At 44.3% G+C, this 24,158-nt stretch carries 41 protein-coding genes; all 41 read left to right on the top strand.

The annotated features are described in order from the left end of the window. The first annotated feature begins 41 nt into the window (after nucleotides 1-41). The 41 genes from MHI30_RS00710 to rplM all read left to right on the top strand — a co-directional run bounded on the left by MHI30_RS00710 (nucleotide 42) and on the right by rplM (nucleotide 24,138). Entirely contained in the window at nucleotides 42-290 is a 249-nt protein-coding gene (locus MHI30_RS00710; RefSeq protein WP_011197481.1) for a 50S ribosomal protein L7ae-like protein, read from the top strand. Between the two features lie 104 nt (nucleotides 291-394). Further along, nucleotides 395-811, top strand: coding sequence for a 30S ribosomal protein S12 (rpsL, locus tag MHI30_RS00715; protein ID WP_003178315.1), 417 nt, complete (start codon nucleotides 395-397; stop codon nucleotides 809-811). Nucleotides 812-976: 165 nt separating this feature from the next. Beyond that, nucleotides 977-1,447 carry a 30S ribosomal protein S7 gene (gene rpsG, locus MHI30_RS00720; protein ID WP_003178317.1) on the top strand — a complete coding sequence of 157 codons (471 nt, stop codon included), beginning with the start codon at nucleotides 977-979 and terminating at the stop codon, nucleotides 1,445-1,447. Nucleotides 1,448-1,496: 49 nt separating this feature from the next. Further along, nucleotides 1,497-3,575, top strand: coding sequence for an elongation factor G (gene fusA, locus MHI30_RS00725; protein WP_075752552.1), 2,079 nt, complete (start codon nucleotides 1,497-1,499; stop codon nucleotides 3,573-3,575). A gap of 119 nt (nucleotides 3,576-3,694) precedes the next feature. Beyond that, nucleotides 3,695-4,885 carry an elongation factor Tu gene (gene tuf, locus MHI30_RS00730; RefSeq protein ID WP_075752550.1) on the top strand — a complete coding sequence of 397 codons (1,191 nt, stop codon included), beginning with the start codon at nucleotides 3,695-3,697 and terminating at the stop codon, nucleotides 4,883-4,885. A 321-nt stretch (nucleotides 4,886-5,206) separates the two neighbouring features. Continuing rightward, nucleotides 5,207-5,515 (top strand): 30S ribosomal protein S10, encoded by a 309-nt coding sequence (rpsJ, locus tag MHI30_RS00735; RefSeq protein WP_003156464.1) that lies wholly within the window; start codon nucleotides 5,207-5,209, stop codon nucleotides 5,513-5,515. A gap of 38 nt (nucleotides 5,516-5,553) precedes the next feature. Then, nucleotides 5,554-6,183: a 50S ribosomal protein L3 gene (rplC, locus tag MHI30_RS00740; protein ID WP_342409808.1), complete on the top strand. Its 630-nt coding sequence runs from the start codon at nucleotides 5,554-5,556 to the stop codon at nucleotides 6,181-6,183. A 27-nt stretch (nucleotides 6,184-6,210) separates the two neighbouring features. Further along, a complete protein-coding gene (rplD, locus tag MHI30_RS00745) occupies nucleotides 6,211-6,834 on the top strand; it encodes a 50S ribosomal protein L4 (protein ID WP_003178327.1) in 624 nt (207 codons plus the stop codon). Next, nucleotides 6,834-7,121: a 50S ribosomal protein L23 gene (rplW, locus tag MHI30_RS00750; protein ID WP_003178328.1), complete on the top strand. Its 288-nt coding sequence runs from the start codon at nucleotides 6,834-6,836 to the stop codon at nucleotides 7,119-7,121. The genes rplD and rplW overlap by 1 nt, the downstream gene beginning before the upstream one ends. 31 nt (nucleotides 7,122-7,152) lie before the next feature. Continuing rightward, nucleotides 7,153-7,986 carry a 50S ribosomal protein L2 gene (rplB, locus tag MHI30_RS00755; RefSeq protein WP_020449861.1) on the top strand — a complete coding sequence of 278 codons (834 nt, stop codon included), beginning with the start codon at nucleotides 7,153-7,155 and terminating at the stop codon, nucleotides 7,984-7,986. Between the two features lie 57 nt (nucleotides 7,987-8,043). Further along, a complete protein-coding gene (gene rpsS / locus MHI30_RS00760; RefSeq protein ID WP_003178334.1) occupies nucleotides 8,044-8,322 on the top strand; it encodes a 30S ribosomal protein S19 in 279 nt (92 codons plus the stop codon). Nucleotides 8,323-8,339: 17 nt separating this feature from the next. Further along, nucleotides 8,340-8,684, top strand: a complete 345-nt coding sequence (rplV, locus tag MHI30_RS00765) for a 50S ribosomal protein L22 (RefSeq protein ID WP_020449862.1) — start codon at nucleotides 8,340-8,342, stop codon at nucleotides 8,682-8,684. A 3-nt stretch (nucleotides 8,685-8,687) separates the two neighbouring features. Further along, nucleotides 8,688-9,344: a 30S ribosomal protein S3 gene (gene rpsC, locus MHI30_RS00770; protein ID WP_003178339.1), complete on the top strand. Its 657-nt coding sequence runs from the start codon at nucleotides 8,688-8,690 to the stop codon at nucleotides 9,342-9,344. A 1-nt stretch (nucleotide 9,345) separates the two neighbouring features. Further along, complete coding sequence (rplP, locus tag MHI30_RS00775) at nucleotides 9,346-9,780, top strand: 50S ribosomal protein L16 (protein WP_003178341.1); 435 nt, start codon at nucleotides 9,346-9,348, stop codon at nucleotides 9,778-9,780. Further along, on the top strand, nucleotides 9,770-9,970 hold the full coding sequence (gene rpmC / locus MHI30_RS00780; RefSeq protein WP_003178343.1) for a 50S ribosomal protein L29: 201 nt from the start codon (nucleotides 9,770-9,772) through the stop codon (nucleotides 9,968-9,970). Before rplP ends, rpmC begins: the two co-directional genes overlap by 11 nt. A gap of 24 nt (nucleotides 9,971-9,994) precedes the next feature. Next, nucleotides 9,995-10,258 carry a 30S ribosomal protein S17 gene (gene rpsQ, locus MHI30_RS00785; RefSeq protein ID WP_003178345.1) on the top strand — a complete coding sequence of 88 codons (264 nt, stop codon included), beginning with the start codon at nucleotides 9,995-9,997 and terminating at the stop codon, nucleotides 10,256-10,258. 40 nt (nucleotides 10,259-10,298) lie between these two features. Next, complete coding sequence (gene rplN, locus MHI30_RS00790; RefSeq protein WP_075752546.1) at nucleotides 10,299-10,667, top strand: 50S ribosomal protein L14; 369 nt, start codon at nucleotides 10,299-10,301, stop codon at nucleotides 10,665-10,667. 35 nt (nucleotides 10,668-10,702) lie between these two features. Then, nucleotides 10,703-11,014, top strand: a complete 312-nt coding sequence (rplX, locus tag MHI30_RS00795; RefSeq protein WP_003178350.1) for a 50S ribosomal protein L24 — start codon at nucleotides 10,703-10,705, stop codon at nucleotides 11,012-11,014. A 25-nt stretch (nucleotides 11,015-11,039) separates the two neighbouring features. After that, entirely contained in the window at nucleotides 11,040-11,579 is a 540-nt protein-coding gene (gene rplE, locus MHI30_RS00800) for a 50S ribosomal protein L5 (protein ID WP_020449865.1), read from the top strand. A 22-nt stretch (nucleotides 11,580-11,601) separates the two neighbouring features. Continuing rightward, nucleotides 11,602-11,787: a 30S ribosomal protein S14 gene (gene rpsN / locus MHI30_RS00805; protein ID WP_003178353.1), complete on the top strand. Its 186-nt coding sequence runs from the start codon at nucleotides 11,602-11,604 to the stop codon at nucleotides 11,785-11,787. 31 nt (nucleotides 11,788-11,818) lie between these two features. Next, nucleotides 11,819-12,217, top strand: coding sequence for a 30S ribosomal protein S8 (gene rpsH, locus MHI30_RS00810; RefSeq protein ID WP_003178355.1), 399 nt, complete (start codon nucleotides 11,819-11,821; stop codon nucleotides 12,215-12,217). Nucleotides 12,218-12,246: 29 nt separating this feature from the next. Next, entirely contained in the window at nucleotides 12,247-12,783 is a 537-nt protein-coding gene (gene rplF / locus MHI30_RS00815) for a 50S ribosomal protein L6 (protein WP_003178356.1), read from the top strand. A gap of 31 nt (nucleotides 12,784-12,814) precedes the next feature. Beyond that, nucleotides 12,815-13,177, top strand: a complete 363-nt coding sequence (rplR, locus tag MHI30_RS00820; protein WP_020449866.1) for a 50S ribosomal protein L18 — start codon at nucleotides 12,815-12,817, stop codon at nucleotides 13,175-13,177. A 24-nt stretch (nucleotides 13,178-13,201) separates the two neighbouring features. Next, a complete protein-coding gene (rpsE, locus tag MHI30_RS00825) occupies nucleotides 13,202-13,702 on the top strand; it encodes a 30S ribosomal protein S5 (protein WP_023855910.1) in 501 nt (166 codons plus the stop codon). A gap of 13 nt (nucleotides 13,703-13,715) precedes the next feature. Then, nucleotides 13,716-13,895 (top strand): 50S ribosomal protein L30, encoded by a 180-nt coding sequence (rpmD, locus tag MHI30_RS00830; RefSeq protein ID WP_020449868.1) that lies wholly within the window; start codon nucleotides 13,716-13,718, stop codon nucleotides 13,893-13,895. Nucleotides 13,896-13,925: 30 nt separating this feature from the next. Beyond that, the gene (rplO, locus tag MHI30_RS00835) at nucleotides 13,926-14,366 is read left to right on the top strand and encodes a 50S ribosomal protein L15 (RefSeq protein WP_026586056.1); all 441 of its coding nucleotides are present in this window, start codon (nucleotides 13,926-13,928) and stop codon (nucleotides 14,364-14,366) included. A 1-nt stretch (nucleotide 14,367) separates the two neighbouring features. Continuing rightward, complete coding sequence (gene secY, locus MHI30_RS00840; protein WP_075752544.1) at nucleotides 14,368-15,663, top strand: preprotein translocase subunit SecY; 1,296 nt, start codon at nucleotides 14,368-14,370, stop codon at nucleotides 15,661-15,663. Between the two features lie 53 nt (nucleotides 15,664-15,716). Then, the gene (locus tag MHI30_RS00845; protein WP_003178371.1) at nucleotides 15,717-16,370 is read left to right on the top strand and encodes an adenylate kinase; all 654 of its coding nucleotides are present in this window, start codon (nucleotides 15,717-15,719) and stop codon (nucleotides 16,368-16,370) included. Next, complete coding sequence (gene map, locus MHI30_RS00850; protein ID WP_023855909.1) at nucleotides 16,367-17,113, top strand: type I methionyl aminopeptidase; 747 nt, start codon at nucleotides 16,367-16,369, stop codon at nucleotides 17,111-17,113. Before MHI30_RS00845 ends, map begins: the two co-directional genes overlap by 4 nt. A gap of 10 nt (nucleotides 17,114-17,123) precedes the next feature. After that, nucleotides 17,124-17,453 carry a KOW domain-containing RNA-binding protein gene (locus tag MHI30_RS00855; protein ID WP_075752542.1) on the top strand — a complete coding sequence of 110 codons (330 nt, stop codon included), beginning with the start codon at nucleotides 17,124-17,126 and terminating at the stop codon, nucleotides 17,451-17,453. After that, nucleotides 17,431-17,649 carry a translation initiation factor IF-1 gene (gene infA / locus MHI30_RS00860; RefSeq protein WP_003178377.1) on the top strand — a complete coding sequence of 73 codons (219 nt, stop codon included), beginning with the start codon at nucleotides 17,431-17,433 and terminating at the stop codon, nucleotides 17,647-17,649. The genes MHI30_RS00855 and infA overlap by 23 nt, the downstream gene beginning before the upstream one ends. Nucleotides 17,650-17,682: 33 nt before the next feature. After that, complete coding sequence (gene rpmJ, locus MHI30_RS00865; protein ID WP_003156543.1) at nucleotides 17,683-17,796, top strand: 50S ribosomal protein L36; 114 nt, start codon at nucleotides 17,683-17,685, stop codon at nucleotides 17,794-17,796. A 22-nt stretch (nucleotides 17,797-17,818) separates the two neighbouring features. Then, nucleotides 17,819-18,184: a 30S ribosomal protein S13 gene (gene rpsM / locus MHI30_RS00870; protein ID WP_003178378.1), complete on the top strand. Its 366-nt coding sequence runs from the start codon at nucleotides 17,819-17,821 to the stop codon at nucleotides 18,182-18,184. A gap of 20 nt (nucleotides 18,185-18,204) precedes the next feature. Continuing rightward, nucleotides 18,205-18,600 (top strand): 30S ribosomal protein S11, encoded by a 396-nt coding sequence (gene rpsK, locus MHI30_RS00875; RefSeq protein ID WP_003178380.1) that lies wholly within the window; start codon nucleotides 18,205-18,207, stop codon nucleotides 18,598-18,600. A gap of 174 nt (nucleotides 18,601-18,774) precedes the next feature. Beyond that, nucleotides 18,775-19,719 (top strand): DNA-directed RNA polymerase subunit alpha, encoded by a 945-nt coding sequence (locus MHI30_RS00880; RefSeq protein ID WP_043925518.1) that lies wholly within the window; start codon nucleotides 18,775-18,777, stop codon nucleotides 19,717-19,719. 77 nt (nucleotides 19,720-19,796) lie between these two features. Further along, complete coding sequence (rplQ, locus tag MHI30_RS00885; RefSeq protein WP_020449876.1) at nucleotides 19,797-20,159, top strand: 50S ribosomal protein L17; 363 nt, start codon at nucleotides 19,797-19,799, stop codon at nucleotides 20,157-20,159. Nucleotides 20,160-20,300: 141 nt separating this feature from the next. Next, nucleotides 20,301-21,146, top strand: coding sequence for an energy-coupling factor ABC transporter ATP-binding protein (locus MHI30_RS00890; protein ID WP_075752540.1), 846 nt, complete (start codon nucleotides 20,301-20,303; stop codon nucleotides 21,144-21,146). Next, nucleotides 21,122-21,991, top strand: coding sequence for an energy-coupling factor ABC transporter ATP-binding protein (locus MHI30_RS00895; RefSeq protein ID WP_075752538.1), 870 nt, complete (start codon nucleotides 21,122-21,124; stop codon nucleotides 21,989-21,991). Before MHI30_RS00890 ends, MHI30_RS00895 begins: the two co-directional genes overlap by 25 nt. Next, nucleotides 21,988-22,785 carry an energy-coupling factor transporter transmembrane protein EcfT gene (locus tag MHI30_RS00900; RefSeq protein ID WP_020449879.1) on the top strand — a complete coding sequence of 266 codons (798 nt, stop codon included), beginning with the start codon at nucleotides 21,988-21,990 and terminating at the stop codon, nucleotides 22,783-22,785. Before MHI30_RS00895 ends, MHI30_RS00900 begins: the two co-directional genes overlap by 4 nt. Before the next feature lie 10 nt (nucleotides 22,786-22,795). Next, nucleotides 22,796-23,539, top strand: coding sequence for a tRNA pseudouridine(38-40) synthase TruA (gene truA, locus MHI30_RS00905; protein WP_020449880.1), 744 nt, complete (start codon nucleotides 22,796-22,798; stop codon nucleotides 23,537-23,539). 161 nt (nucleotides 23,540-23,700) lie between these two features. Continuing rightward, the gene (gene rplM, locus MHI30_RS00910) at nucleotides 23,701-24,138 is read left to right on the top strand and encodes a 50S ribosomal protein L13 (protein ID WP_020449881.1); all 438 of its coding nucleotides are present in this window, start codon (nucleotides 23,701-23,703) and stop codon (nucleotides 24,136-24,138) included. Nucleotides 24,139-24,158: the final 20 nt, after the last annotated feature.

Consider the following 24,158-nt stretch of genomic DNA (forward strand, 5'->3'; position numbering starts at 1 on the left):
CAAGGTGCTCAATTTAAACCTGTTACTTTGGAGGATATATGATGTCTTATGATAAAGTATCACAGGCTCAATCTATTATTATCGGTACGAAGCAGACAGTCAAAGCACTGAAGCGCAATTCTGTTAAGGAAGTCGTCGTAGCAAAGGACGCTGATCCTTGTCTGACGTCAGGTGTTATCAATCTGGCAAATGAACAAGGGGTTCCAGTCTCAATGGCAGAGTCCATGAAAAAGCTCGGCAAAGCCTGCGGAATTGAAGTCGGAGCTGCAGCTGTTGCCATTATTCAATAACGTACTCGTTGTTTTTGCTTTTATGCAAAGGCATTGTTTTTTGCTTTTAAATGAACCACCTGGGTATGTGGGTTATAAAACGTAATGAAGGGAGGAAATACAAAATGCCTACAATTAATCAGCTAGTCCGCAAAGGACGCGTAAGCAAAGTTGAAACTTCTAAGTCTCCAGCACTTAACAAAGGATACAACAGCTTCAAGAAAGAGCACACTAACGTATCTTCACCACAAAAACGCGGAGTATGTACCCGTGTTGGTACAATGACACCGAAGAAGCCGAACTCAGCGCTTCGTAAATATGCCCGTGTTCGCTTAACTAACGGAATCGAGGTTACAGCCTACATTCCTGGTATCGGACACAACCTGCAAGAGCACAGTGTCGTATTGATCCGCGGTGGACGTGTAAAAGACCTACCGGGGGTACGCTACCACATCGTGCGTGGCGCACTTGATACTGCCGGAGTTGAAAACCGTGCACAAGGCCGTTCTAAATACGGTACAAAACGTCCTAAGAAAAAATAATTCCGTTTGAATACAAATAAAAGGGTTTTTAAAAGCAAGGAGTTCTGGCAATGCTGTTAAGGGCGTCGGGCTTTTCGCGCCAAGCGTCAGTTTGATCCCGGCAGCTGAACCGTGAAATCCCTCTGCTTGCTGTAAACCCGTAACAAGAGAAGGGAGGATAATCAGATGCCACGTAAAGGTCCTGTAGCAAAAAGAGACGTTTTACCTGATCCGCTTTACAACTCTAAACTGGTTACTCGTTTGATCAACAAAATGATGATCGACGGTAAAAAAGGTAAAGCTCAAACAATCCTATACAAGTCATTCGATATTATTAAAGAACGTACCGGCAACGATGCAATGGAGGTTTTCGAACAAGCATTGAAGAACATCATGCCAGTGCTTGAAGTTAAAGCACGCCGCGTAGGTGGTGCGAACTACCAAGTACCTGTAGAGGTTCGTCCTGAACGCCGTACGACTCTTGGACTTCGCTGGTTAGTAAACTACGCTCGTCTTCGCGGAGAAAAAACGATGGAAGAGCGTTTAGCTAACGAAATCCTTGATGCAGCTAACAACACTGGTGCTGCTGTTAAGAAACGTGAAGATACTCATAAGATGGCTGAAGCAAACAAAGCGTTCGCTCACTATCGCTGGTAATCTCACACGACAAAATATTATTCCCTAAGAAGGAAGGAGAAAAGACCCAATGGCAAGAGAGTTCTCCTTAGAAAAAACTCGTAATATCGGAATCATGGCTCACATCGATGCCGGTAAAACGACAACAACTGAACGTATCTTGTTCTACACAGGCCGTATCCATAAAATTGGTGAAACTCACGAAGGGGCTTCCCAAATGGACTGGATGGAGCAGGAACAAGAACGCGGTATCACAATCACATCTGCTGCAACAACTGCACAGTGGAAAGGCTACCGCGTAAACATCATCGACACACCAGGACACGTAGACTTCACAGTTGAGGTTGAACGTTCCCTGCGCGTACTTGATGGTGCCGTTGCCGTTCTTGACGCACAATCAGGCGTTGAGCCGCAAACTGAAACAGTTTGGCGTCAGGCGACAACTTACGGAGTACCTCGTATCGTATTTGTCAACAAGATGGACAAAACGGGTGCGGACTTCCTTTACTCTGTAGGAACTCTTAGAGACCGTCTTGAGGCGAACGCTCACGCGATCCAATTACCGATTGGCGCCGAAGACAATTTCGAAGGGATCATCGACCTTGTAGAAAACGTTGCGTACTACTATGAAGATGACCTTGGAACACGCTCTGAAGCGCGTGAAATCCCTGCTGAGTACAAAGACAAAGCTGAAGAGCTTCGCGCTAGCTTGATTGAAGCTGTTGCTGAGCTTGATGAAGAGCTTATGATGAAGTACTTGGAAGGTGAAGAAATCACAGTTGACGAGCTGAAAGCAGCAATCCGCAAAGGAACTTGTAACGTTGAGTTCTATCCGGTTCTATGTGGTTCAGCTTTCAAAAACAAAGGTGTTCAATTAGTGCTTGACGCAGTTCTTGACTACCTGCCAGCTCCAACTGACGTACCAGCAATCAAAGGTACTCTGCCTGATTCTGATGAAGAGGTTACTCGTGAGTCTTCTGACGATGCACCTTTCTCTGCACTTGCATTTAAAGTTATGACTGACCCTTACGTTGGTAAATTGACGTTCTTCCGTGTGTACTCGGGAACACTTGATTCCGGTTCATACGTAAGAAACTCAACAAAAGGCAAACGTGAGCGCGTCGGACGTATCCTGCAAATGCACGCCAACAGCCGTGAAGAAATCTCTACTGTGTACGCAGGGGATATCGCTGCTGCTGTAGGTTTGAAAGACACGACTACAGGGGACACGCTTTGCGACGAGAAAAACCTTGTTATTCTTGAATCTATGGAATTCCCTGAGCCTGTTATCCACGTTGCAATCGAGCCTAAATCTAAGGCTGACCAAGACAAAATGTCTACTGCACTGGCTAAATTGGCTGAAGAGGATCCAACATTCCGTGCGCATACTGACCCTGAAACAGGTCAAACGATCATCGGCGGTATGGGTGAGCTTCACCTTGATATCATCGTTGACCGTATGAAACGCGAATTTAAAGTTGAAGCCAACGTTGGTGCTCCTCAAGTTGCGTATCGTGAAACATTCCGTGCGAGCGCGCAAGTTGAAGGTAAATTCGTACGTCAGTCCGGTGGACGCGGACAGTTCGGACACGTTTGGATCGAATTCTCTCCAAACGAAGAAGGAAAAGGCTTTGAGTTCGAAAACGCAATCGTCGGTGGTGTCGTTCCTCGTGAATACATTCCGGCTGTTCAAGCAGGACTTGAAGATTCACTTCAAAACGGTGTAATCGCAGGTTACCCTGTTATCGACATCAAAGCGAAGCTGTTTGACGGTTCTTACCATGACGTCGACTCAAACGAAATGGCGTTTAAAATCGCTGCTTCAATGGCGCTTAAAAACGCGGCAAGCAAGTGTAACCCGGTTATTCTTGAGCCGATCTCCAAAGTTGAAGTCGTTATCCCAGAAGAATACATGGGAGACATCATGGGTGATATTACATCACGCCGCGGTCGCGTAGAAGGTATGGAAGGACGCGGAAACGCTCAAGTTGTTCGCGCAATGGTTCCACTTTCTGAAATGTTCGGTTACGCTACGGCTCTCCGTTCAAACACACAAGGACGCGGTACGTTCACAATGGTCTTTGACCACTACGAAGAAGTGCCTAAGAGCATCGCTGATGAGATCATCAAAAAAAATCAAGGTGAATAATTGATTTTGCCTCTTCATTAAAGTATAAATACTATTGTAAGATGAGAAAGTGAAACATTGCTTTCACTTTCTATCACTCTATATAACAAAAACTAACCTTTTTAAGGAGGATTTTCAGAATGGCTAAAGAAAAATTCGACCGTTCCAAATCACATGCCAACATTGGTACAATTGGACACGTTGACCATGGTAAAACTACATTAACAGCTGCTATCACAACTGTGCTTCATAAGAAATCTGGTAAAGGTACTGCTATGGCATACGACCAAATCGACGGTGCTCCAGAAGAGCGTGAGCGCGGTATCACAATCTCTACTGCACACGTTGAGTACGAAACTGACAACCGTCACTATGCACACGTTGACTGCCCAGGACACGCTGACTATGTTAAAAACATGATCACTGGTGCTGCGCAAATGGACGGCGCGATCCTTGTTGTTTCTGCTGCTGACGGCCCAATGCCACAAACTCGTGAGCACATCCTTCTTTCTCGTAACGTAGGTGTGCCTTACATCGTAGTATTCTTGAACAAATGCGACATGGTAGACGACGAAGAGCTTCTTGAACTAGTTGAAATGGAAGTTCGCGATCTTCTTTCTGAGTATGAGTTCCCTGGTGACGATGTACCAGTTATCAAAGGTTCTGCTCTTAAAGCTCTTGAAGGAGATGCTCAGTACGAAGAAAAAATCTTTGAACTGATGGCTGCTGTTGACGAGTACATCCCAACTCCAGAGCGTGAAACTGACAAACCGTTCATGATGCCTGTTGAGGACGTATTCTCAATCACAGGTCGTGGAACAGTTGCTACTGGACGCGTAGAGCGCGGACAAGTTAAAGTCGGTGACGAAGTTGAAATCATCGGTCTTCAAGAAGAAAACAAGAAAACAACTGTTACAGGTGTTGAAATGTTCCGTAAGCTTCTTGACTATGCAGAAGCTGGAGACAACATCGGTGCACTTCTTCGCGGTGTAGCTCGTGAAGATATCCAACGCGGTCAAGTACTTGCTCAACCAGGTACAATCACTCCGCACAAAAAATTCAAAGCTGAAGTTTACGTTCTTTCTAAAGAAGAGGGTGGACGTCATACTCCATTCTTCTCTAACTACCGTCCTCAGTTCTACTTCCGTACAACTGACGTAACGGGTATCATTCAGCTTCCAGAAGGCGTAGAAATGGTTATGCCTGGAGACAACATCGAAATGACTGTTGAATTGATTTCAACAATCGCGATCGAAGACGGAACTCGCTTCTCTATCCGTGAAGGCGGACGTACAGTTGGTTCTGGCGTTGTTTCTTCTATCATCGAATAATACTTATAAAATAAAAAAACGAGATCCATCCGGGTCTCGTTTTTTATTTGCGCCGTTATCTAAATGGGATTTATTTTCCGCCTGTAAGTCCTTGATTAACACTGCTTGAATCTGTATAATAAAAAAAGTGTGCAAAAGCCGGTAATATTCAATATTACCTTGCAACATGCCTATAAATTTTGTATAATAGTGCATGTTGGTCTTTGACTGCGATGAAGTGAGAGGTTGCTGACACACCCGGCCGCTTTGCCATGGCAAGGTGATTCAGGTTTTTCTCACGGAGAATTGTCTAATGTAAGTAGGCGAAAAGGAGGGAAAATAATGGCAAAACAAAAAATTCGTATTCGTTTAAAAGCGTATGATCATAGAATCCTTGATCAATCTGCTGAGAAGATTGTTGAAACGGCTAAACGTTCCGGAGCCAGCGTTTCTGGTCCGATTCCGTTGCCAACTGAGAAATCAGTTTACACAATCCTTCGTGCGGTGCACAAATACAAAGATTCTCGTGAGCAATTCGAAATGCGTACACATAAACGTTTAATCGACATTGTGAACCCAACACCACAAACTGTCGATGCTCTAATGCGATTAGATTTACCATCTGGTGTCGATATCGAAATTAAACTTTAATCTAAAATATAGAATGATTTTTATAGGAGGTGTGACGAATGACCAAAGGAATCTTAGGAAGAAAAATTGGTATGACGCAAGTTTTCGCAGAAAACGGTGATCTTATTCCGGTAACTGTTATCGAAGCTGCTCCTAACGTTGTACTTCAGAAGAAAACTTCTGAAAACGACGGCTATGAAGCGATTCAGATCGGTTTTGACGACAAGCGTGAGAAGCTTGCCAACAAACCAGAAAAAGGACACGTTGCAAAAGCGGAAACTGCTCCTAAGCGCTTCGTTAAAGAATTACGCGGAGTGGATATGGATGCGTATGAAGTTGGTCAGGAAGTCAAAGTTGATATTTTCTCTAACGGAGAAGTCGTAGATGTAACAGGAACATCGAAAGGTAAAGGTTTCCAAGGTGCTATCAAACGCCACGGACAATCTCGCGGACCTATGTCTCACGGTTCACGCTACCATCGCCGTCCTGGTTCAATGGGACCGGTAGACCCTAACCGTGTATTCAAAAGAAAGCTGTTGCCTGGACGTATGGGCGGAGAGCAAATCACTGTTCAAAACCTTGAAATCGTAAAAGTGGATGCAGAGCGCAACCTTCTTTTAGTTAAAGGTAACGTTCCTGGTGCAAAAAAATCACTAGTCACTGTTAAAAGTGCTGTTAAATCTAAATAATTCTCTTAGGAAAGGAGGAAATTGATCATGCCAAAAGTAGCTTTATATAACCAAAACGGTTCTACTGCTGGTGATATCGAATTAAACGACTCTGTATTTGGAATTGAGCCAAATGAGAGCGTAGTATTCGACGCTATTCTTATGCAAAGAGCTTCCTTACGTCAAGGAACTCATAAAGTGAAAAATCGTTCGGAAGTACGTGGCGGAGGTCGCAAACCTTGGCGTCAAAAAGGTACCGGCCGTGCTCGTCAAGGATCTATCCGTTCACCGCAATGGCGCGGAGGTGGTATCGTATTCGGTCCTACACCACGCAGCTATGCATATAAATTACCGAAAAAAGTTCGCCGCTTGGCTATCAAATCAGCATTGTCTTCTAAAGTGAATGACAACAACTTGATCGTTCTTGAAGATCTTAATCTTGATGCGGTTAAAACAAAAGAAATGGCAGCTATCCTTAAAGGTCTGTCTATCGAGAAGAAAGCTTTAATCGTAACTGCGGATGCAAACGAGACAGTTGAACTATCTGCTCGCAACCTTCCAGGAGTTACTGTTGTTGAAGCTAACGGAATCAACGTCCTCGATGTTGTCGGTCACGAGAAGCTTGTGATGACGAAAGCAGCGGTTGAAAAAGTAGAGGAGGTGCTTGCATAATGAAAGATCCTCGTGATGTTCTAAAGCGCCCCGTCATTACTGAACGTTCTGCTGATTTAATGACTGAGAAAAAATATACGTTTGAAGTAGACGTAAAAGCTAACAAAACTGAAGTGAAAGACGCTGTTGAACAAATCTTTGGAGTGAAAGTTGAAAAAGTCAACATCATGAACTACAAAGGGAAATTCAAACGTGTCGGCCGCTACTCTGGTATGACAAACAAACGCAGAAAAGCGATTGTTAAGCTTACTGAAGACAGCAAAGAAATCGAAATTTTTGAGGCTTAATCACTTGTAAAAAGAAGGAGGGAAATTCAAAATGGCGATTAAAAAGTACAAACCGACCTCTAACGGACGTCGCGGCATGACTACGTCTGATTTCGCGGAAATCACGACAGATCAGCCGGAAAAATCCTTGCTTGCCCCGCTTCACAAAAAAGGCGGACGCAACAACCAAGGTAAATTAACTGTACGTCATCAAGGCGGCGGACATAAACGCCAATACCGTATTATCGACTTCAAACGCGATAAAGATGGTATACCTGGACGCGTTGCTACAGTTGAGTACGATCCAAACCGTTCAGCTAACATTGCTCTAATTAACTATGTAGACGGAGAAAAACGCTACATCCTGGCTCCTAAGGGCCTTCAAGTAGGAACTGAAATCATGTCAGGACCAGAAGCTGACATTAAAGTAGGTAACGCACTTCCACTGATCAACATCCCTGTTGGTACAGTCGTGCACAACATTGAATTAAAACCTGGAAAAGGCGGACAGCTTGTACGTTCAGCTGGTACATCTGCTCAAGTTCTTGGTAAAGAAGGAAAATACGTTCTTGTACGTCTGAACTCCGGTGAAGTTCGCATGATCCTTTCTGCTTGCCGTGCTTCTATCGGTCAAGTAGGTAACGAACAGCACGAACTGATCAACATCGGTAAAGCAGGACGTTCACGCTGGAAAGGCATCCGTCCTACAGTTCGCGGTTCTGTTATGAACCCTAATGATCACCCGCACGGTGGTGGTGAAGGACGCGCTCCAATCGGACGTAAATCACCTATGTCTCCATGGGGTAAACCAACTCTTGGATTCAAAACTCGTAAGAAAAAGAACAAATCAGATAAATTCATCGTACGTCGTCGTAAAAATAAATAACGGGGTTGTCTACGGTTCATATCGGACCGTAGTGCAATCACGAAGGGAGGTTCCAAAATGGCTCGCAGCTTAAAAAAAGGACCATTTGTCGATGATCATCTAATGACAAAAATCGAAAAATTAAATGAAGCGGATAAGAAACAAGTTGTGAAAACTTGGTCTCGCCGTTCTACTATTTTCCCGCAATTTATCGGTCACACAATCGCAGTCTATGATGGACGCAAACATGTGCCTGTTTACATCTCTGAAGATATGGTAGGTCACAAGTTGGGTGAATTCGCACCGACTCGCACTTACAAAGGTCATGCTAGTGATGACAAAAAAACAAGACGCTAATGAGAGGAGGCTTTTAAATGCAACAAGCTAAAGCTGTCGCAAGAACAGTCCGTATTGCTCCTCGTAAGGCACGTCTAGTAATGGACCTGATTCGAGGCAAGCAAGTAGGTGAAGCAGTATCGATCTTAAACCTTACGCCAAAAGCTGCTTCCCCGATTATTGAAAAAGTTTTAAAATCTGCTATCGCTAACGCTGAGCACAACTACGAAATGGATGCAAACAACCTGGTTGTTACTCAAGCTTACGTGAACGAAGGCCCTACGTTAAAAAGATTCCGTCCGCGCGCTATGGGACGTGCAAGCCAAATCAACAAACGTACGAGCCACATTACTATCGTTGTATCAGAAAAGAAGGAGGGATAACTCGTGGGTCAAAAGGTAAATCCAGTCGGTCTTCGTATTGGGGTTATACGTGATTGGGAATCTAAGTGGTACGCTGGCAAAGATTACGCTGACTTCCTTCACGAAGATCTGAAAATCCGTGAATTTATTAATCAACGCCTGTCTGACGCTTCTGTTTCTAAAGTGGAAATCGAGCGTGCGGCAAACCGTGTAAATATTACGATCCACACAGCTAAGCCTGGTATGGTTATCGGTAAAGGCGGTTCTGAAGTCGAAGCGCTTCGCAAAGCCCTTAACAGCCTTACTGGCAAGCGTGTACACATTAACATTCTTGAAATCAAAAGAGCTGATCTTGATGCTCAGCTAGTTGCTGATAACATTGCTCGTCAATTGGAAAACCGTATCTCATTCCGTCGTGCGCAAAAGCAACAAATCCAACGCACAATGCGCGCTGGTGCACAAGGAATTAAAACAATGGTTTCCGGTCGTCTTGGCGGCGCTGACATCGCTCGTTCTGAATACTACAGTGAAGGAACTGTTCCATTGCACACACTTCGTGCAGACATCGACTATGCTACATCTGAAGCTGACACAACTTACGGTAAGCTTGGTGTAAAAGTCTGGATCTATCGTGGAGAGGTTCTTCCTACTAAGAAGAAAACTGAGGAAGGAGGAAAATAATATGTTAATGCCAAAACGCGTTAAATATCGCAGAGAGCATCGCGGAAAAATGCGCGGCCGTGCGAAAGGCGGCACTGAAGTGCATTTCGGTGAATATGGTATCCAGGCTCAAGAGTCTTCTTGGATCACAAACCGCCAAATCGAGGCAGCACGTATTGCGATGACTCGTTACATGAAACGTGGCGGTAAAGTTTGGATCAAAATTTTCCCTTCTAAGCCTTATACAGCTAAGCCTCTAGAGGTTCGGATGGGTTCCGGTAAAGGTGCTCCTGAAGGATGGGTAGCTGTTGTAAAACCGGGCAAAGTTTTATTTGAAATTTCTGGTGTGTCTGAGGAAGTCGCTCGTGAAGCTCTTCGTCTTGCATCTCACAAATTGCCAATTAAAACGAAGTTCGTAAAACGTGAAGAAATTGGTGGTGAATCAAATGAAAGCTAATGAAATTCGTGACCTTACCACTGCTGAAATTGAACAAAAAGTAAAGTCTCTTAAAGAAGAACTTTTCAATCTTCGCTTTCAATTAGCGACAGGACAACTTGAAAACACTGCTCGCATTCGTGAAGTGCGCAAGTCAATCGCGCGCATGAAAACTGTGATTCGGGAAAGAGAAATTGCTGCCAACAAATAATTCCGGAGGGAGGTTCTCTAAAACATGAGCGAACGCAATCAGCGCAAAGTCTACCAAGGACGTGTTGTTTCTGACAAAATGGATAAAACCATTACTGTTGTTGTAGAAACTTACAAAAAACATTCACTCTACGGTAAACGCGTAAAGTACTCTAAAAAATTCAAAGCACATGATGAAAATAACCAAGCTAAAATCGGAGACATCGTAAAGATCATGGAAACTCGTCCATTATCTGCGACTAAACGTTTTCGTCTAGTTGAAGTTGTCGAAGAAGCTGTTATTATCTAATAAAGTTCGGAAACCTTTTTCCGAAGGGAGGTAACAAATAATGATTCAACAAGAGACTCGTTTAAAAGTAGCTGATAACTCTGGCGCCCGTGAAGTGTTAACAATCAAGGTGCTTGGTGGTTCTGGACGCAAAACAGCTAACATTGGTGATGTCATTGTTTGCACGGTTAAACAAGCAACACCAGGAGGCGTTGTCAAAAAAGGTGATGTCGTGAGAGCTGTAATCGTACGTTCTAAGAGCGGTGCACGCAGAAATGACGGATCTTACATCAAATTCGATGAGAATGCATGTGTTATCATCCGTGACGACAAAAGCCCGCGCGGAACTCGTATCTTCGGACCTGTAGCACGTGAACTTCGTGATAACAACTTCATGAAAATTGTTTCTCTAGCTCCAGAAGTACTTTAATGATATCAATGCCGGACTAAGGAGGTGCGATCAGGATGCATGTTAAAAAAGGCGATAAAGTAATGGTTATCTCTGGTAAAGACAAAGGGAAACAAGGTGTGATCCTTGCAGCTTTCCCTAAAAAAGACCGCGTAATCGTTGAGGGTGTCAACATGGTGAAGAAGCACTCAAAGCCGACTCAAGCTAACCCTCAAGGCGGAATTTTAAATCAAGAGGCGCCAATTCATGTGTCAAACGTAATGCCGCTCGATCCTAAAACAGGTGAAGTGACTCGCGTAGGATACAAAGTAGAAAATGGCAAAAAAGTTCGTATTGCAAAAAAATCTGGGCAAGTTCTAGATAACTAGTAATAAAGGAAGGGAGGTCTATCTCATGAACCGCCTTAAAGAAAAGTACAATAAAGACATTACACCTGCATTAATGAAAAAGTTCGAATACAAATCTGTGATGCAAGTGCCTAAAATCGAAAAAATCGTAATCAACATGGGTGTTGGTGACGCTGTTCAAAACGCTAAAGCTATCGATAGCGCTGTTGAAGAACTAACGTTTATCGCTGGTCAGAAACCTGTCGTTACTCGTGCGAAGAAATCTATTGCTGGATTCCGTCTTCGTGAAGGAATGCCAATCGGTGCGAAAGTAACTCTTCGCGGAGAGCGCATGTACGATTTCCTTGATAAACTAATTTCTGTTTCTTTACCACGTGTACGTGACTTCCGCGGAATTTCAAAAAAATCTTTTGACGGTCGCGGAAACTACACACTAGGAATCAAAGAACAGCTGATCTTCCCTGAAATTGACTATGATAAGGTAACTAAAGTTCGCGGTATGGACATCGTTATCGTAACGACTGCCAACACTGATGAAGAAGCTCGTGAACTGTTAACTCAATTAGGTATGCCATTCCAGAAATAATCAATGAAAGGGAGGCGAAATCGTGGCTAAAAAGTCAATGATTGCGAAACAAAAACGCACACCGAAGTTTAAAGTACAAGAGTACACTCGCTGCGAACGCTGCGGCCGTCCGCACTCTGTTATTCGTAAATTTAAACTTTGCCGTATTTGTTTCCGTGAACTTGCATATAAAGGACAAATTCCTGGCGTTAAAAAAGCCAGCTGGTAATCCCCGTTTATGGGAAGGAGGTTATTAAATAATGGTTATGACAGATCCGATTGCAGATATGCTGACTCGAATTCGTAATGCAAACATGGTACGTCATGAGAAGCTCGAAATTCCTGCTTCTAAGTTGAAAAGAGAAATCGCTGAAATCTTGAAAAGAGAAGGTTTCATCCGTGACGTAGAATTCATTGAAGATAACAAGCAAGGTATCATCCGTGTTTTCTTGAAATACGGACAAAACAACGAGCGTGTCATCACTGGCCTTAAGAGAATCAGCAAACCAGGTCTGCGCGTTTACGCTAAGTCAAACGAAGTACCTCGCGTACTGAACGGACTTGGAATCGCAATTCTTTCTACATCACAAGGTGTGTTAACGGATAAAGAAGCCCGCGCTAAACAGGCTGGCGGAGAAGTATTAGCATACGTTTGGTAAGAAGTTTAACATGAATGGAGGTGTTTGGTATGTCTCGTGTAGGTAAGAAGCTACTTGAGATTCCTTCAGGCGTTACAGTTACTCTGAACGACAACACTGTAACCGTGAAAGGACCAAAAGGAGAATTAACTCGTACGTTTCATCCTGATATGAAGATTAAAATTGAGGACAATGTACTTACTGTAGAACGTCCTTCTGATAATAAAGAACACCGTGCGCTGCATGGCACAACTCGCAGCATCATCGGAAACATGGTTGAAGGTGTATCTAAAGGTTTTGAAAGAGGTTTGGAATTAGTCGGTGTCGGTTACCGTGCTTCTAAATCCGGAAACAAACTTGTTTTGAACGTTGGATACTCTCACCCTGTAGAAATCGTTCCTGAAAACGGAATTGAAATCGAAGTTCCATCTCAAACAAAAGTGGTTGTAAAAGGTACAGACAAAGAGCGTGTTGGAGCTACTGCTGCAAACATTCGCGCTGTACGTTCTCCAGAGCCTTACAAAGGCAAAGGGATCCGCTATGAAGGAGAAATGGTTCGTCGTAAAGAAGGTAAATCTGCTAAGTAAAACCGCTTAATGTGAGAAAGGAGTGACCCAGATGATTACGAAAACAAGCAAGAATGCTGCACGTCTTAAAAGACACGGTCGTGTTCGCGCGAAGCTTTCAGGAACCCCTGAGAGACCTCGTCTAAATGTTTTCCGTTCAAACAAACATATTTACGCACAAGTGATCGATGACGTGAACGGTGTTACACTTGTGAGTGCATCTACTCTTGATAAAGACTTTAACGCTGAAAATGGCAGCGATACGTCTGCGGCTGCAAAAGTTGGCGAGCTTGTTGCAAAACGCGCTTCTGAAAAAGGTATCACAAATGTCGTGTTCGACCGTGGCGGTTACCTTTATCATGGCCGTGTAAAAGCATTGGCTGATGCTGCACGCGAAGCTGGATTAGAATTTTAATAAAAGAAGGAGGGACATATGAATATGCGTCGTATTGACCCAAGCAAATTAGAGTTAGAAGAACGCTTAGTTACCGTTAACCGCGTAGCGAAAGTTGTTAAAGGTGGTCGTCGTTTCCGTTTCGCAGCTCTAGTCGTTGTCGGTGACAAAAACGGTCACGTTGGTTTCGGAACTGGTAAAGCACAAGAAGTTCCGGAAGCGATTCGCAAAGCTGTTGAAGATGCGAAAAAGAATTTGATCGAAGTACCAATGGTTGGAACTACAATTCCACACGAAATCATCGGACGTTTCGGTGCAGGAAACATCTTGTTAAAACCTGCTTCTGAAGGTACGGGAGTTATCGCTGGAGGCCCAGTACGTGCGGTACTTGAGCTTGCAGGTGTAGCTGATATCCTTTCTAAGTCTTTAGGTTCTAACACACCGATCAACATGATCCGTGCAACAGTCCAAGGTTTAAGCGAGCTGAAACGCGCTGAGGACGTTGCGAAGCTTCGTGGAAAATCTGTAGAAGAACTGTTAGGATAAGGAGGGAACATTAATGGCTAAATTAGAAATTACCCTCAAACGCAGTGTAATCGGACGCCCGGAAGATCAGCGTATTACTGTTAGAACGCTCGGTTTAAAGAAAACAAACCAAACTGTCGTTCATGAAGACAACGCTGCAATCCGCGGTATGGTTAACAAAGTATCTCATTTAGTTTCTGTTAAAGAACTTTAAAAATAAACGATAGGCTAAGGAGGTGTCCAAATGAAACTTCATGAATTAAAGCCCGCAGAAGGTTCACGTAAAACGCGCAACCGCGTAGGTCGTGGTATTGGTTCTGGTAACGGTAAAACAGCAGGTAAAGGTCATAAAGGTCAAAACGCTCGTTCTGGCGGCGGTGTACGTCCTGGATTCGAGGGTGGACAAATGCCTTTGTTCCAACGTCTTCCTAAACGCGGTTTCACAAACATCAACCGCAAGGATTTCGCTGTGGTCAACCTAGACAAACTCAACAGCTTTGCAGAAGGGACGGAAGTTACTCCTGAACTTCTTTTAGAAACAGGTGTAATCAGCAAGTTGAAATCTGGAGTGAAAATTCTTGGCGACGGTAAATTAGAAAAGAAATTAACTGTTAAAGCCAATAAATTCTCCGCTTCTGCTAAACAAGCAATTGAGGCTGCTGGCGGTACAGCTGAGGTGATCTAACTTGTTTAAGACAATCTCCAATTTTATGCGTGTGAAGGATATTCGGAATAAGATTATCTTCACTCTTTTAATGCTTATCGTCTTTCGTCTCGGTTCGTTCATTCCTGTGCCGCATGTAAACACAGAAGTTTTAAAGGCACAGGATCAAATGAGCGTATTTGGGATTCTAAACACATTTGGCGGCGGTGCATTGTTCAACTTCTCCATTCTTGCGATGGGAATCATGCCTTACATCACAGCTTCAATCATCATTCAGCTCCTGCAGATGGATGTTGTGCCGAAGTTTACCGAATGGTCTAAGCAAGGAGAAGTTGGTCGCCGAAAACTAGCTCAGTTCACAAGGTACTTCACAATCGTTCTTGGATTTATTCAGGCTTTAGGTATGTCTTACGGGTTTAACAACATGGCCGGCGGCGCGTTGATTACAAACCCTGGAGTCGGTACTTATTTGCTAATTGCGATTGTACTAACTGCTGGAACTGCTTTTTTAATGTGGCTGGGAGAACAAATTACGTCTCATGGAGTTGGTAACGGAATATCCATTATCATCTTCGCCGGTATCGTTGCCGGCATTCCGCAGACGATTAATCAGATCTACGCTCAGCAGTTTGTAGATGCTGGAGAACAGTTATTCTTGCAAATCATAAAGGTTGTCGTTATATTGGTTGCGATTTTGGCGATTGTCGTTGGCGTTATTTTCATCCAACAGGCAGTTAGAAAAATCTCAATTCAATATGCGAAAGGTTCAGGCCGTTCACCGGTTCCTGGCGGCCAGTCTACACACTTGCCGCTGAAGGTTAACCCGGCGGGAGTTATTCCGGTTATCTTTGCAGTAGCGTTTATCACCACTCCGCGGACCGTGGCAACATTTTTTGGTACCAATGACGTCACGAATTGGATTCAAAAAACGTTTGATTACACGCATCCGGTCGGAATGGGAGTTTATGCGGCATTGATCATCGCCTTTACCTATTTCTATGCATTTGTGCAGGTAAACCCTGAGCAAATGGCCGATAATCTAAAAAAACAAGGTGGCTATATTCCGGGAGTTCGTCCAGGAAAAATGACTCAAGATAGAATTACGAGCATTTTGTATCGACTTACATTTGTAGGCTCCATATTCTTGGCCGTGATTGCCATTCTTCCTGTCTTGTTCGTTAATATTGCTGGGCTGCCTTCATCTGCACAAATTGGTGGAACAAGTTTGCTGATTGTCATCGGGGTTGCACTTGAAACAATGAAGCAGCTTGAAAGCCAGCTGGTAAAACGAAACTATCGTGGATTTATGAAGCACTAGAGGAAATGGGGCGCGCCCATTCCCTCTAAAATAGAGAGGACGGGGAATCCGAAATGAACTTAGTCTTAATGGGACTGCCTGGAGCCGGTAAAGGGACACAGGCTGAACGGATTGTTGAAGATTTTGGGATACCTCATATCTCAACAGGAGACATGTTCCGCGCTGCGATGAAAGAAGAAACGGATCTGGGACTCGAAGCCAAATCATACATTGATAAAGGTGAGCTTGTTCCGGATGAAGTGACAATTGGTATTGTCAGGGAGAGACTTGGCAAGAATGATTGTGACGGAGGTTTTCTTCTGGACGGATTTCCGAGAACAGTCGCTCAAGCTGAAGCACTTGAGGAAATTCTTAAAGGACTTGGCAAGTCGATTGACCATGTCATCAACATTCAAGTCGATAAAGATGCATTGATGGAACGTCTGACAGGACGCAGAATCTGCAAAAACTGCGGTGCAACTTATCATTTAGTCTTTAATCCGCCTGCAAAAGAAAATGTATGCGACAAGTGTGGAGGAGAGCTTTATCAGCGTGAAGACGATAATGAAGCTACCGTATCCACGCGGTTAGAGGTCAACATGAAGCAAACCCAGCCTTTACTCGATTTCTACGAGGATAAAGGATATCTCGTAAACATTGACGGGCAGAAGCACATCAATGAAGTTTACGCTGATATAAAGGAGCTTCTCGGAGGCCGGGACAAATGATTATTTGTAAAACTCCCCGAGAAATCGAAATCATGCGGGAAGCCGGAAGAATTGTCGCTTTAACTCATCAGGAGCTAAAAAAGCACATTAAACCCGGCATCTCGACAAAAGAACTGGATCAAATTGCCGAACGTTTTATTACAAAGCAAGGTGCAATCCCGTCTTTTAAAGGGTATAATGGTTTTCGCGGGAGCATTTGCGTTTCGGTCAACGAAGAACTCGTGCACGGTATTCCGGGAAAACGGGTCCTTCGCGACGGGGACATCATCAGCATCGATATCGGTGCGAAGCTGAACGGTTATCATGGTGACTCTGCATGGACTTATCCAGTGGGTACGATTAGCGATGATGATCAGAAGCTGCTGGATGTGACAGAGGAGTCTTTATATAGAGGCTTGAAGGAAGCAAAACCGGGAGAACGTTTGTCGAATATTTCCCACGCAATTCAAACGTATGTCGAAAGCGAACAATTTTCAGTCGTCAGGGAATATGTAGGACACGGGGTAGGGCAGGATCTGCATGAGGATCCGCAAATTCCTCACTACGGTCCGCCGAACAAAGGCCCGCGTTTAAAGCCTGGCATGGTCCTGGCCATTGAGCCGATGGTCAATGCAGGCACACGCTATGTCAAAACATTGGCTGACAACTGGACGGTTGTAACTGTGGACGGGAAGAAGTGTGCTCACTTTGAACACACGATTGCCATAACGGAAGCCGGTTTTGAGATACTGACAAAAGCCTAGGTGAAATGAGATGTATCGGAAAACACCTGAAATTGGACAGTTCGTACGCATAATAAAAGACCGCGAAATGAACCAATACGCAGTTGTTATTGATATAGTCGATCATCATCATGTGCTGGTAGCAGACGGAGAAAAGCGTAAATTTCATTCTCCTAAGAAAAAGAATATCAATCATTTAACCTTTTATGATTGCGTATCTCCGGAAGTTCAGAACAGTATAAACGAAACAGGGCGTGTGACAAACGGAAAATTGAGATTTTCTCTTTTGAAATTTGTCAGAGAGCAAGTTACTGATTTGAAGAAGGGAGAACACTTGAATGGCGAAAGACGATGTAATTGAAGTGGAAGGTACTGTAGTCGAAACACTGCCAAACGCAATGTTCAAAGTTGAACTTGAGAATGGCCATACGGTTTTGGCTCACGTATCTGGTAAAATCCGCATGCACTTCATTCGCATTTTACCTGGAGACAAAGTTACGGTAGAATTATCTCCATATGACTTAACTCGTGGTAGAATTACGTACCGTTACAAATAAAGCACTCCGGAAATTGAAGGAGGTTGGAAACACATGAAAGTGAGACCATCAGTTAAACCGATCTGTGAAAAATGTAAGGTCATTCGCAGAAAAGGAAAAGTAATGGTGATCTGTGAAAATCCAAAGCATAAACAAAAACAAGGATAATTTTTAAGGAGGTGCGAGAGAGATGGCTCGTATTGCTGGTGTAGATATCCCACGTGATAAACGTGTTGTTATTTCATTAACATACATCTTTGGAATCGGTCGTACAACGGCTCAGCAAATCTTAAAAGAAGCTGGAGTTTCTGAAGATACTCGCGTTCGTGATTTGACTGAAGAAGAACTTGGTAAAATCCGTGACGTGATTGACAAATTGAAAGTTGAAGGTGACCTTCGCCGTGAAGTGTCTCTTAACATCAAACGTCTGATCGAAATCGGAAGCTACCGCGGAATTCGTCATCGTCGCGGACTGCCTGTTCGCGGTCAAAATACTAAAAATAACGCGCGTACTCGTAAAGGTCCGCGTCGTACTGTAGCTAACAAGAAAAAATAAGCAAGGGAGGTAATTAAACAATGGCTGCTGCTCGTAAAACAAACACGCGTAAACGCCGCGTGAAAAAGAATATTGAATCTGGAATTGCTCATATCCGTTCAACTTTCAACAACACGATTGTTACTATCACAGATGTTCATGGCAATGCTCTTTCTTGGTCAAGTGCCGGAGCTCTAGGATTTAAAGGTTCTAAAAAATCCACTCCATTCGCTGCACAAATGGCTGCTGAAACAGCTGCTAAAGGTTCTATCGAACATGGACTTAAAACTCTTGAAGTTACTGTAAAAGGACCAGGTTCCGGCCGTGAAGCTGCAATTCGTGCACTTCAAGCTGCTGGACTGGAAGTTACAGCTATCAGAGACGTAACGCCTGTTCCTCATAACGGATGCCGTCCGCCAAAACGTCGCCGCGTGTAATTTGTTTGTATAGATTTTGTGTCCCTGTCAATAATGGGTTATGATACAGTTAATTTATAAAACGAATGCACACTCGTTGCCTGAGCACATACGGGACTAAACAATGGGGAATTTCGGATAGAATCAGAGAAATTCTTTCCGGGGTTTCGACGTTTTGAAGGAGGGTTTTATGAAATGATCGAGATTGAAAAACCAAAAATCGAAACGGTTGAAATCAGCGACGATGCCAAGTATGGTAAATTTGTCGTAGAGCCACTTGAGCGTGGATATGGTACAACTTTGGGTAACTCCTTACGTCGTATCCTTTTATCCTCACTCCCTGGTGCCGCTGTAACATCGATCCAAATAGATGGTGTACTGCATGAATTCTCGACGATCGAAGGCGTTGTTGAAGATGTTACAACGATTATCTTAAACATTAAAAAACTTGCACTGAAAATCTACTCTGAAGAAGAGAAGACGCTTGAGATTGATGTTCAGGGTGAAGGAGTTGTAACAGCTGCTGATATTACCCACGACAGTGATGTTGAGATTTTGAATCCTGATCTTCACATTGCGACTCTTGGCCAAAATGCGAGTTTTCGAGTTCGCTTAACCGCTCAAAGAGGTCGCGGGTATACACCAGCTGACTCGAATAAAAGAGACGATCAGCCGATTGGCGTCATCCCGATTGATTCCATCTTTACACCTGTTTCTCGCGTATCTTATCAAGTTGAGAATACTCGTGTGGGTCAGATTACAAACTATGACAAACTTACGCTTGACGTATGGACAGATGGAAGCACTGGACCAAAAGAAGCAATTGCGCTTGGTTCAAAGATTTTGACTGAACACCTTAATATTTTTGTCGGTTTGACCGACGAAGCTCAGCATGCTGAAATCATGGTTGAAAAAGAAGAGGATCAAAAAGAAAAAGTTCTTGAAATGACTATTGAAGAGCTCGATCTTTCAGTCCGTTCTTACAACTGCTTGAAGCGTGCGGGAATCAATACAGTTCAAGAACTTGCGAACAAAACTGAAGAAGATATGATGAAAGTTCGCAACCTGGGTCGCAAGTCGCTTGAAGAAGTAAAAGCGAAACTTGAAGAACTTGGACTTGGCCTTCGCAAAGACGATTGACTAGTTTCCATGTGAACTAGGATTTTCGTGTGTTTTTTATTTCAGATAGAGTATTTCAATAAAGGAGGGGACACCACATGTCATACAGAAAACTAGGACGCACTAGTGCACAGCGTAAAGCAATGCTGCGTGATCTTACAACAGACCTGATCATCAACGAGAGAATTGAAACAACAGAAGCTCGCGCGAAAGAACTTCGCTCTGTTGTAGAAAAAATGATTACACTTGGCAAGCGCGGAGATTTACACGCACGCCGCCAAGCAGCTGCATACATCCGCAATGAGGTTGCAGATGCAGAGAAAGACCAAGATGCACTCCAAAAACTTTTCTCTGATGTAGCACCTCGTTATGAAGAGCGCCAAGGCGGATACACACGTATTATGAAGCTTGGTCCTCGCCGTGGTGACGGAGCACCAATGGCTATCATCGAATTGGTTTAATCACATATTTTGTGTGTCTAAAGAAGGGCGGGACAGTTTTTAACTGGATCTATGCCCTTTTTTTAGATACCGGGGAATTTTCTATGATAAAAGAATAGTCAGAAAAGCAGAGCTTTAGAGGAGAGGAGGCCGGACGGGCAAATGAATCAAGATCGATTAATCGCTGCAGAGGATATCACGTTTCGCTACCAGAAAGATGCGGACAGGCCTGCGCTTGATCATGTATCTTTCCATGTGTTAAAAGGAGAATGGCTTGCAATCGTAGGTCACAACGGCTCAGGGAAGTCGACGCTCGCCCGTGCTTTAAACGGACTAATCCTGCCTGACGAAGGATCGATTGAAGTCGGCGGTATTCAGCTGACGGAAGAGACGGTCTGGGATGTCCGAAAAAAAGTCGGTATGGTGTTTCAAAATCCGGATAACCAATTTGTCGGGACAACCGTCCGCGATGATGTGGCTTTTGGTTTAGAAAACAACGGAGTTCCAAGAGAAGACATGGTGGAAAGGGTGGATTGGGCCGTTCAACAGGTGAACATGCAAGAATTTCTCGATCAAGAGCCGCACCATCTCTCTGGAGGGCAAAAGCAGCGTGTTGCGATTGCGGGAGTGCTTGCCGCCCGGCCTGACATCATGATTCTCGACGAGGCGACTTCCATGCTCGACCCGATGGGACGGGAAGAAGTGCTGGATACGGTCAGAAGGCTGAAAGACCAGGGAATGGTTACGGTCATTTCGATTACACATGACTTAAACGAAGCTGCTAAGGCCGACCGGATCATCGTCATGAACGGCGGAAGAAAATTTGCCGAAGGCACGCCGCAGGAAGTCTTTCGTCTGAATCAAGACCTGATAAAAATCGGGCTTGATTTGCCTTTTTCTTTTCAGCTCAGCCAAATGCTGAAGGAAAGCGGTCTGGCTTTGAAAGGCGATCATCTGACACAAGAAGGATTGGTGAATGAGCTATGGACATTGAAATCAAAGATGTAGAGCACCGATACCAGATGAAAACGCCTTTTGAACGCCTGGCGATCTATGATGTCAACGCCGTGATTAAAGAGGGAAGCTATGTCGCTGTAATCGGTCATACAGGATCGGGAAAATCGACATTGCTTCAGCACCTGAACGGGCTTTTAAAACCGACAAAAGGACAGATACGCCTCGGCGGGGACGTTCTTGAAGCAGGCAAAAAGAATAAACACTTAAAAGCTTTGCGGAAAAAGGTCGGGATTGTCTTCCAGTTTCCTGAACATCAGCTGTTTGAAGAAACAATTTTAAAGGACATCTCATTCGGCCCGATCAATTTCGGTATGAGCCGGGAGAAGGCGGAAGAAAAGGCGAGGGAAATGCTGAAGCTTGTAGGTTTGGATGAGGAGCTGTCCGACAGGTCCCCGTTTGAACTAAGCGGCGGGCAAATGCGCCGCGTGGCCATTGCGGGAGTGCTGGCGATGGAGCCGGAGGTACTCGTCCTCGATGAACCGACGGCAGGGCTTGACCCAAGAGGCCGCAAAGAGATCATGGACATGTTCTACAGCCTCCATAAGCAGAGGAAGCTGACGACGATTCTCGTCACCCACAGTATGGAAGATGCGGCGGCGTATGCAGATGAACTGATTGTGATGCATAAAGGCACGGTCAAAGCAAAAGGGACGCCGCGGGAGCTTTTTTCAAGGAAAGACGATATCGCTGCCTTTGGGCTTGATTTACCGGAAACGATTAAATTCCAAAAACGTCTTGAAGAAACGCTGGGCATTACGTTCAAAGCGCCGATCTTGACGATTGAAGAAGCAGCCTCCGAAATTAAAGCTCTTTTTCAGGAGGAAAATGCCCTATGATGGACAATATCATTATCGGCAAATATGTACCCGGGACATCGATCATTCACCGGCTTGATCCGCGTACAAAGCTGTTAACCATTTTCCTTTTTGTCTTTATCGTTTTTTTCGCGAATAATACGGAAACATATGCACTGCTCGGCCTGTTTACGGTCGCAGCCGCAGCTTTGTCGGGCGTTCCGGTGCGATTCCTTTTAAAAGGGATGAAGCCGGTGTTCTGGATTGTGCTGTTTACGTTTCTGCTTCATATTTTTATGACAAGGGAAGGACCGGTTCTCGCCGATTTCGGCTTGTTTAAAATTTATGAGCAGGGGCTTGTTCAAGGGATTTTTATTTCGCTGCGCTTTGTTTACCTCATCATGATCACAACGATTTTAACATTGACGACGACTCCAATCGAAGTGACCGATGGTTTGGAGCATTTGCTCGGTCCGTTTAAAAAGTTGAAGCTTCCCGTTCATGAACTCGCTCTCATGATGTCCATCTCCCTCAGATTTATACCGACTCTGATCGAAGAGACGGATAAGATCATGAAAGCACAAATGGCAAGAGGCGTCGATTTTACGAACGGCCCGGTCAAAGAACGTGTCAAAGCGATCGTTCCTCTTCTTGTTCCGCTGTTTGTCAGTGCCTTTAAAAGAGCCGAAGAGCTTGCAACCGCGATGGAGGCGCGAGGATACAGAGGAGGGGAAGGCCGTACAAAATACAGGCAGCTCACGTGGAAATGGAAGGATACTTCCGTGCTTCTCATTTTAGCTGGTCTTGGCGTATTGCTAATTTTATTGCGGACTTAGGTGATAGACGATGAGAATGAAATGCACGATTTCATATGACGGACACCTTTTTTACGGCTACCAAGTGCAGCCTGGTCAAAGAACGGTGCAGGATGAGCTTGAAAAAGCGCTGCAAACGCTCCATAAAGCGAAAGAGCGTATTCCTGTCGTTTCATCCGGGCGTACCGACAGCGGCGTCCACGCGGTCGGACAGACGATTCATTTTGACAGTCCGCTATCCATCCCTGAGGCGAAATGGCCGTATGCTTTGAACGCCCTGCTGCCTGATGATATATCGGTCCACAAGGCGGAAGCTGTCGATAATCAATTTCATGCGAGGTTTTCTGCAAAAAGAAAAGAATACCGGTATATGATTTACAGGGGCAGACATCCGGACGTTTTTAAACGCCACTACGCATACCATGTTCCGTATGACCTTGATATGGAAAAAGTCAAAGAAGCCTCCCGCTATCTGGTCGGAACCCATGATTTCACAAGCTTTTGTGCAACCAAAACCGAAGTGAAGGACAAAGTCAGAACGGTCTATGAACTGGAATGGTCTGACACAGGGGACGGACTGCAGATGAGGATTGTAGGCAGCGGATTTTTGTATAACATGGTTAGAATCATTGCCGGCACGCTTCTTGATGTAGGAACCGGCAAATTTTCCCCTGGAGACATTGAAAAGATGATTCTTGCCAGAAGCCGCGATGCCGCAGGGCGCACTGCACCGGCGCACGGCTTGTATTTATGGCGTGTTATCTATGACAACTAAACCAGGTGTAACATTTTCTTGACAGAGAGTACAGAAAGTTATAAGATATCATATGGTATGTATTTCAACCCCACGATAAGCCCCGGAAACTTATTGTGTTTTGAAATAGAACGTAATTGAAGTTTATTGAAAATGGCAGATTTATTTAGGAGGGAAATTTAATGCGTACAACACCTATGGCTAACGCAAGTAATATTGAACGCAAGTGGTTAGTTGTTGATGCTGCTGGCAAGACGCTAGGACGTCTTTCTACAGAAGTTGCATCTATCCTTCGCGGAAAACATAAACCAACTTACACACCACACGTTGACACTGGAGATCATGTGATCATCATCAACGCTGAAAAAATCGAGTTAACTGGTAAAAAGTTAACGGACAAAATCTACTACCGTCACACTCAACATCCAGGCGGTTTAAAATCAAGAACTGCTCTTGAAATGCGTACAAACTACCCTGAGAAAATGCTTGAACTTGCGATCAAAGGCATGCTTCCAAAGGGTTCTCTAGGTCGTCAAATGTTCAAAAAATTGAACGTATACCGTGGTTCTGAGCATCCACACGAAGCACAAAAACCTGAAGTTTACGAACTTCGCGGTTAATTAAAAAGGAGGTTACCAAT

The sequence above is a fragment of the Bacillus sp. FSL L8-0528 genome, from assembly GCF_038593085.1.
Lineage (GTDB): Bacteria > Bacillota > Bacilli > Bacillales > Bacillaceae > Bacillus > Bacillus paralicheniformis.

What these genes read in the sequence shown, in the direction of transcription:
- MHI30_RS00710 (WP_011197481.1), top strand. Translation starts at nt 42, where the DNA reads ATGTCTTATGATAAAGTATCACAGGCTCAATCTATTATTATCGGTACG.
- rpsL (WP_003178315.1), top strand. Translation starts at nt 395, where the DNA reads ATGCCTACAATTAATCAGCTAGTCCGCAAAGGACGCGTAAGCAAAGTT.
- rpsG (WP_003178317.1), top strand. Translation starts at nt 977, where the DNA reads ATGCCACGTAAAGGTCCTGTAGCAAAAAGAGACGTTTTACCTGATCCG.
- fusA (WP_075752552.1), top strand. Translation starts at nt 1,497, where the DNA reads ATGGCAAGAGAGTTCTCCTTAGAAAAAACTCGTAATATCGGAATCATG.
- tuf (WP_075752550.1), top strand. Translation starts at nt 3,695, where the DNA reads ATGGCTAAAGAAAAATTCGACCGTTCCAAATCACATGCCAACATTGGT.
- rpsJ (WP_003156464.1), top strand. Translation starts at nt 5,207, where the DNA reads ATGGCAAAACAAAAAATTCGTATTCGTTTAAAAGCGTATGATCATAGA.
- rplC (WP_342409808.1), top strand. Translation starts at nt 5,554, where the DNA reads ATGACCAAAGGAATCTTAGGAAGAAAAATTGGTATGACGCAAGTTTTC.
- rplD (WP_003178327.1), top strand. Translation starts at nt 6,211, where the DNA reads ATGCCAAAAGTAGCTTTATATAACCAAAACGGTTCTACTGCTGGTGAT.
- rplW (WP_003178328.1), top strand. Translation starts at nt 6,834, where the DNA reads ATGAAAGATCCTCGTGATGTTCTAAAGCGCCCCGTCATTACTGAACGT.
- rplB (WP_020449861.1), top strand. Translation starts at nt 7,153, where the DNA reads ATGGCGATTAAAAAGTACAAACCGACCTCTAACGGACGTCGCGGCATG.
- rpsS (WP_003178334.1), top strand. Translation starts at nt 8,044, where the DNA reads ATGGCTCGCAGCTTAAAAAAAGGACCATTTGTCGATGATCATCTAATG.
- rplV (WP_020449862.1), top strand. Translation starts at nt 8,340, where the DNA reads ATGCAACAAGCTAAAGCTGTCGCAAGAACAGTCCGTATTGCTCCTCGT.
- rplP (WP_003178341.1), top strand. Translation starts at nt 9,346, where the DNA reads ATGTTAATGCCAAAACGCGTTAAATATCGCAGAGAGCATCGCGGAAAA.
- rpmC (WP_003178343.1), top strand. Translation starts at nt 9,770, where the DNA reads ATGAAAGCTAATGAAATTCGTGACCTTACCACTGCTGAAATTGAACAA.
- rpsQ (WP_003178345.1), top strand. Translation starts at nt 9,995, where the DNA reads ATGAGCGAACGCAATCAGCGCAAAGTCTACCAAGGACGTGTTGTTTCT.
- rplN (WP_075752546.1), top strand. Translation starts at nt 10,299, where the DNA reads ATGATTCAACAAGAGACTCGTTTAAAAGTAGCTGATAACTCTGGCGCC.
- rplX (WP_003178350.1), top strand. Translation starts at nt 10,703, where the DNA reads ATGCATGTTAAAAAAGGCGATAAAGTAATGGTTATCTCTGGTAAAGAC.
- rplE (WP_020449865.1), top strand. Translation starts at nt 11,040, where the DNA reads ATGAACCGCCTTAAAGAAAAGTACAATAAAGACATTACACCTGCATTA.
- rpsH (WP_003178355.1), top strand. Translation starts at nt 11,819, where the DNA reads ATGGTTATGACAGATCCGATTGCAGATATGCTGACTCGAATTCGTAAT.
- rplF (WP_003178356.1), top strand. Translation starts at nt 12,247, where the DNA reads ATGTCTCGTGTAGGTAAGAAGCTACTTGAGATTCCTTCAGGCGTTACA.
- rplR (WP_020449866.1), top strand. Translation starts at nt 12,815, where the DNA reads ATGATTACGAAAACAAGCAAGAATGCTGCACGTCTTAAAAGACACGGT.
- rpsE (WP_023855910.1), top strand. Translation starts at nt 13,202, where the DNA reads ATGCGTCGTATTGACCCAAGCAAATTAGAGTTAGAAGAACGCTTAGTT.
- rpmD (WP_020449868.1), top strand. Translation starts at nt 13,716, where the DNA reads ATGGCTAAATTAGAAATTACCCTCAAACGCAGTGTAATCGGACGCCCG.
- rplO (WP_026586056.1), top strand. Translation starts at nt 13,926, where the DNA reads ATGAAACTTCATGAATTAAAGCCCGCAGAAGGTTCACGTAAAACGCGC.
- MHI30_RS00845 (WP_003178371.1), top strand. Translation starts at nt 15,717, where the DNA reads ATGAACTTAGTCTTAATGGGACTGCCTGGAGCCGGTAAAGGGACACAG.
- map (WP_023855909.1), top strand. Translation starts at nt 16,367, where the DNA reads ATGATTATTTGTAAAACTCCCCGAGAAATCGAAATCATGCGGGAAGCC.
- MHI30_RS00855 (WP_075752542.1), top strand. Translation starts at nt 17,124, where the DNA reads ATGTATCGGAAAACACCTGAAATTGGACAGTTCGTACGCATAATAAAA.
- infA (WP_003178377.1), top strand. Translation starts at nt 17,431, where the DNA reads ATGGCGAAAGACGATGTAATTGAAGTGGAAGGTACTGTAGTCGAAACA.
- rpmJ (WP_003156543.1), top strand. Translation starts at nt 17,683, where the DNA reads ATGAAAGTGAGACCATCAGTTAAACCGATCTGTGAAAAATGTAAGGTC.
- rpsM (WP_003178378.1), top strand. Translation starts at nt 17,819, where the DNA reads ATGGCTCGTATTGCTGGTGTAGATATCCCACGTGATAAACGTGTTGTT.
- rpsK (WP_003178380.1), top strand. Translation starts at nt 18,205, where the DNA reads ATGGCTGCTGCTCGTAAAACAAACACGCGTAAACGCCGCGTGAAAAAG.
- MHI30_RS00880 (WP_043925518.1), top strand. Translation starts at nt 18,775, where the DNA reads ATGATCGAGATTGAAAAACCAAAAATCGAAACGGTTGAAATCAGCGAC.
- rplQ (WP_020449876.1), top strand. Translation starts at nt 19,797, where the DNA reads ATGTCATACAGAAAACTAGGACGCACTAGTGCACAGCGTAAAGCAATG.
- MHI30_RS00890 (WP_075752540.1), top strand. Translation starts at nt 20,301, where the DNA reads ATGAATCAAGATCGATTAATCGCTGCAGAGGATATCACGTTTCGCTAC.
- MHI30_RS00895 (WP_075752538.1), top strand. Translation starts at nt 21,122, where the DNA reads ATGGACATTGAAATCAAAGATGTAGAGCACCGATACCAGATGAAAACG.
- MHI30_RS00900 (WP_020449879.1), top strand. Translation starts at nt 21,988, where the DNA reads ATGATGGACAATATCATTATCGGCAAATATGTACCCGGGACATCGATC.
- truA (WP_020449880.1), top strand. Translation starts at nt 22,796, where the DNA reads ATGAGAATGAAATGCACGATTTCATATGACGGACACCTTTTTTACGGC.
- rplM (WP_020449881.1), top strand. Translation starts at nt 23,701, where the DNA reads ATGCGTACAACACCTATGGCTAACGCAAGTAATATTGAACGCAAGTGG.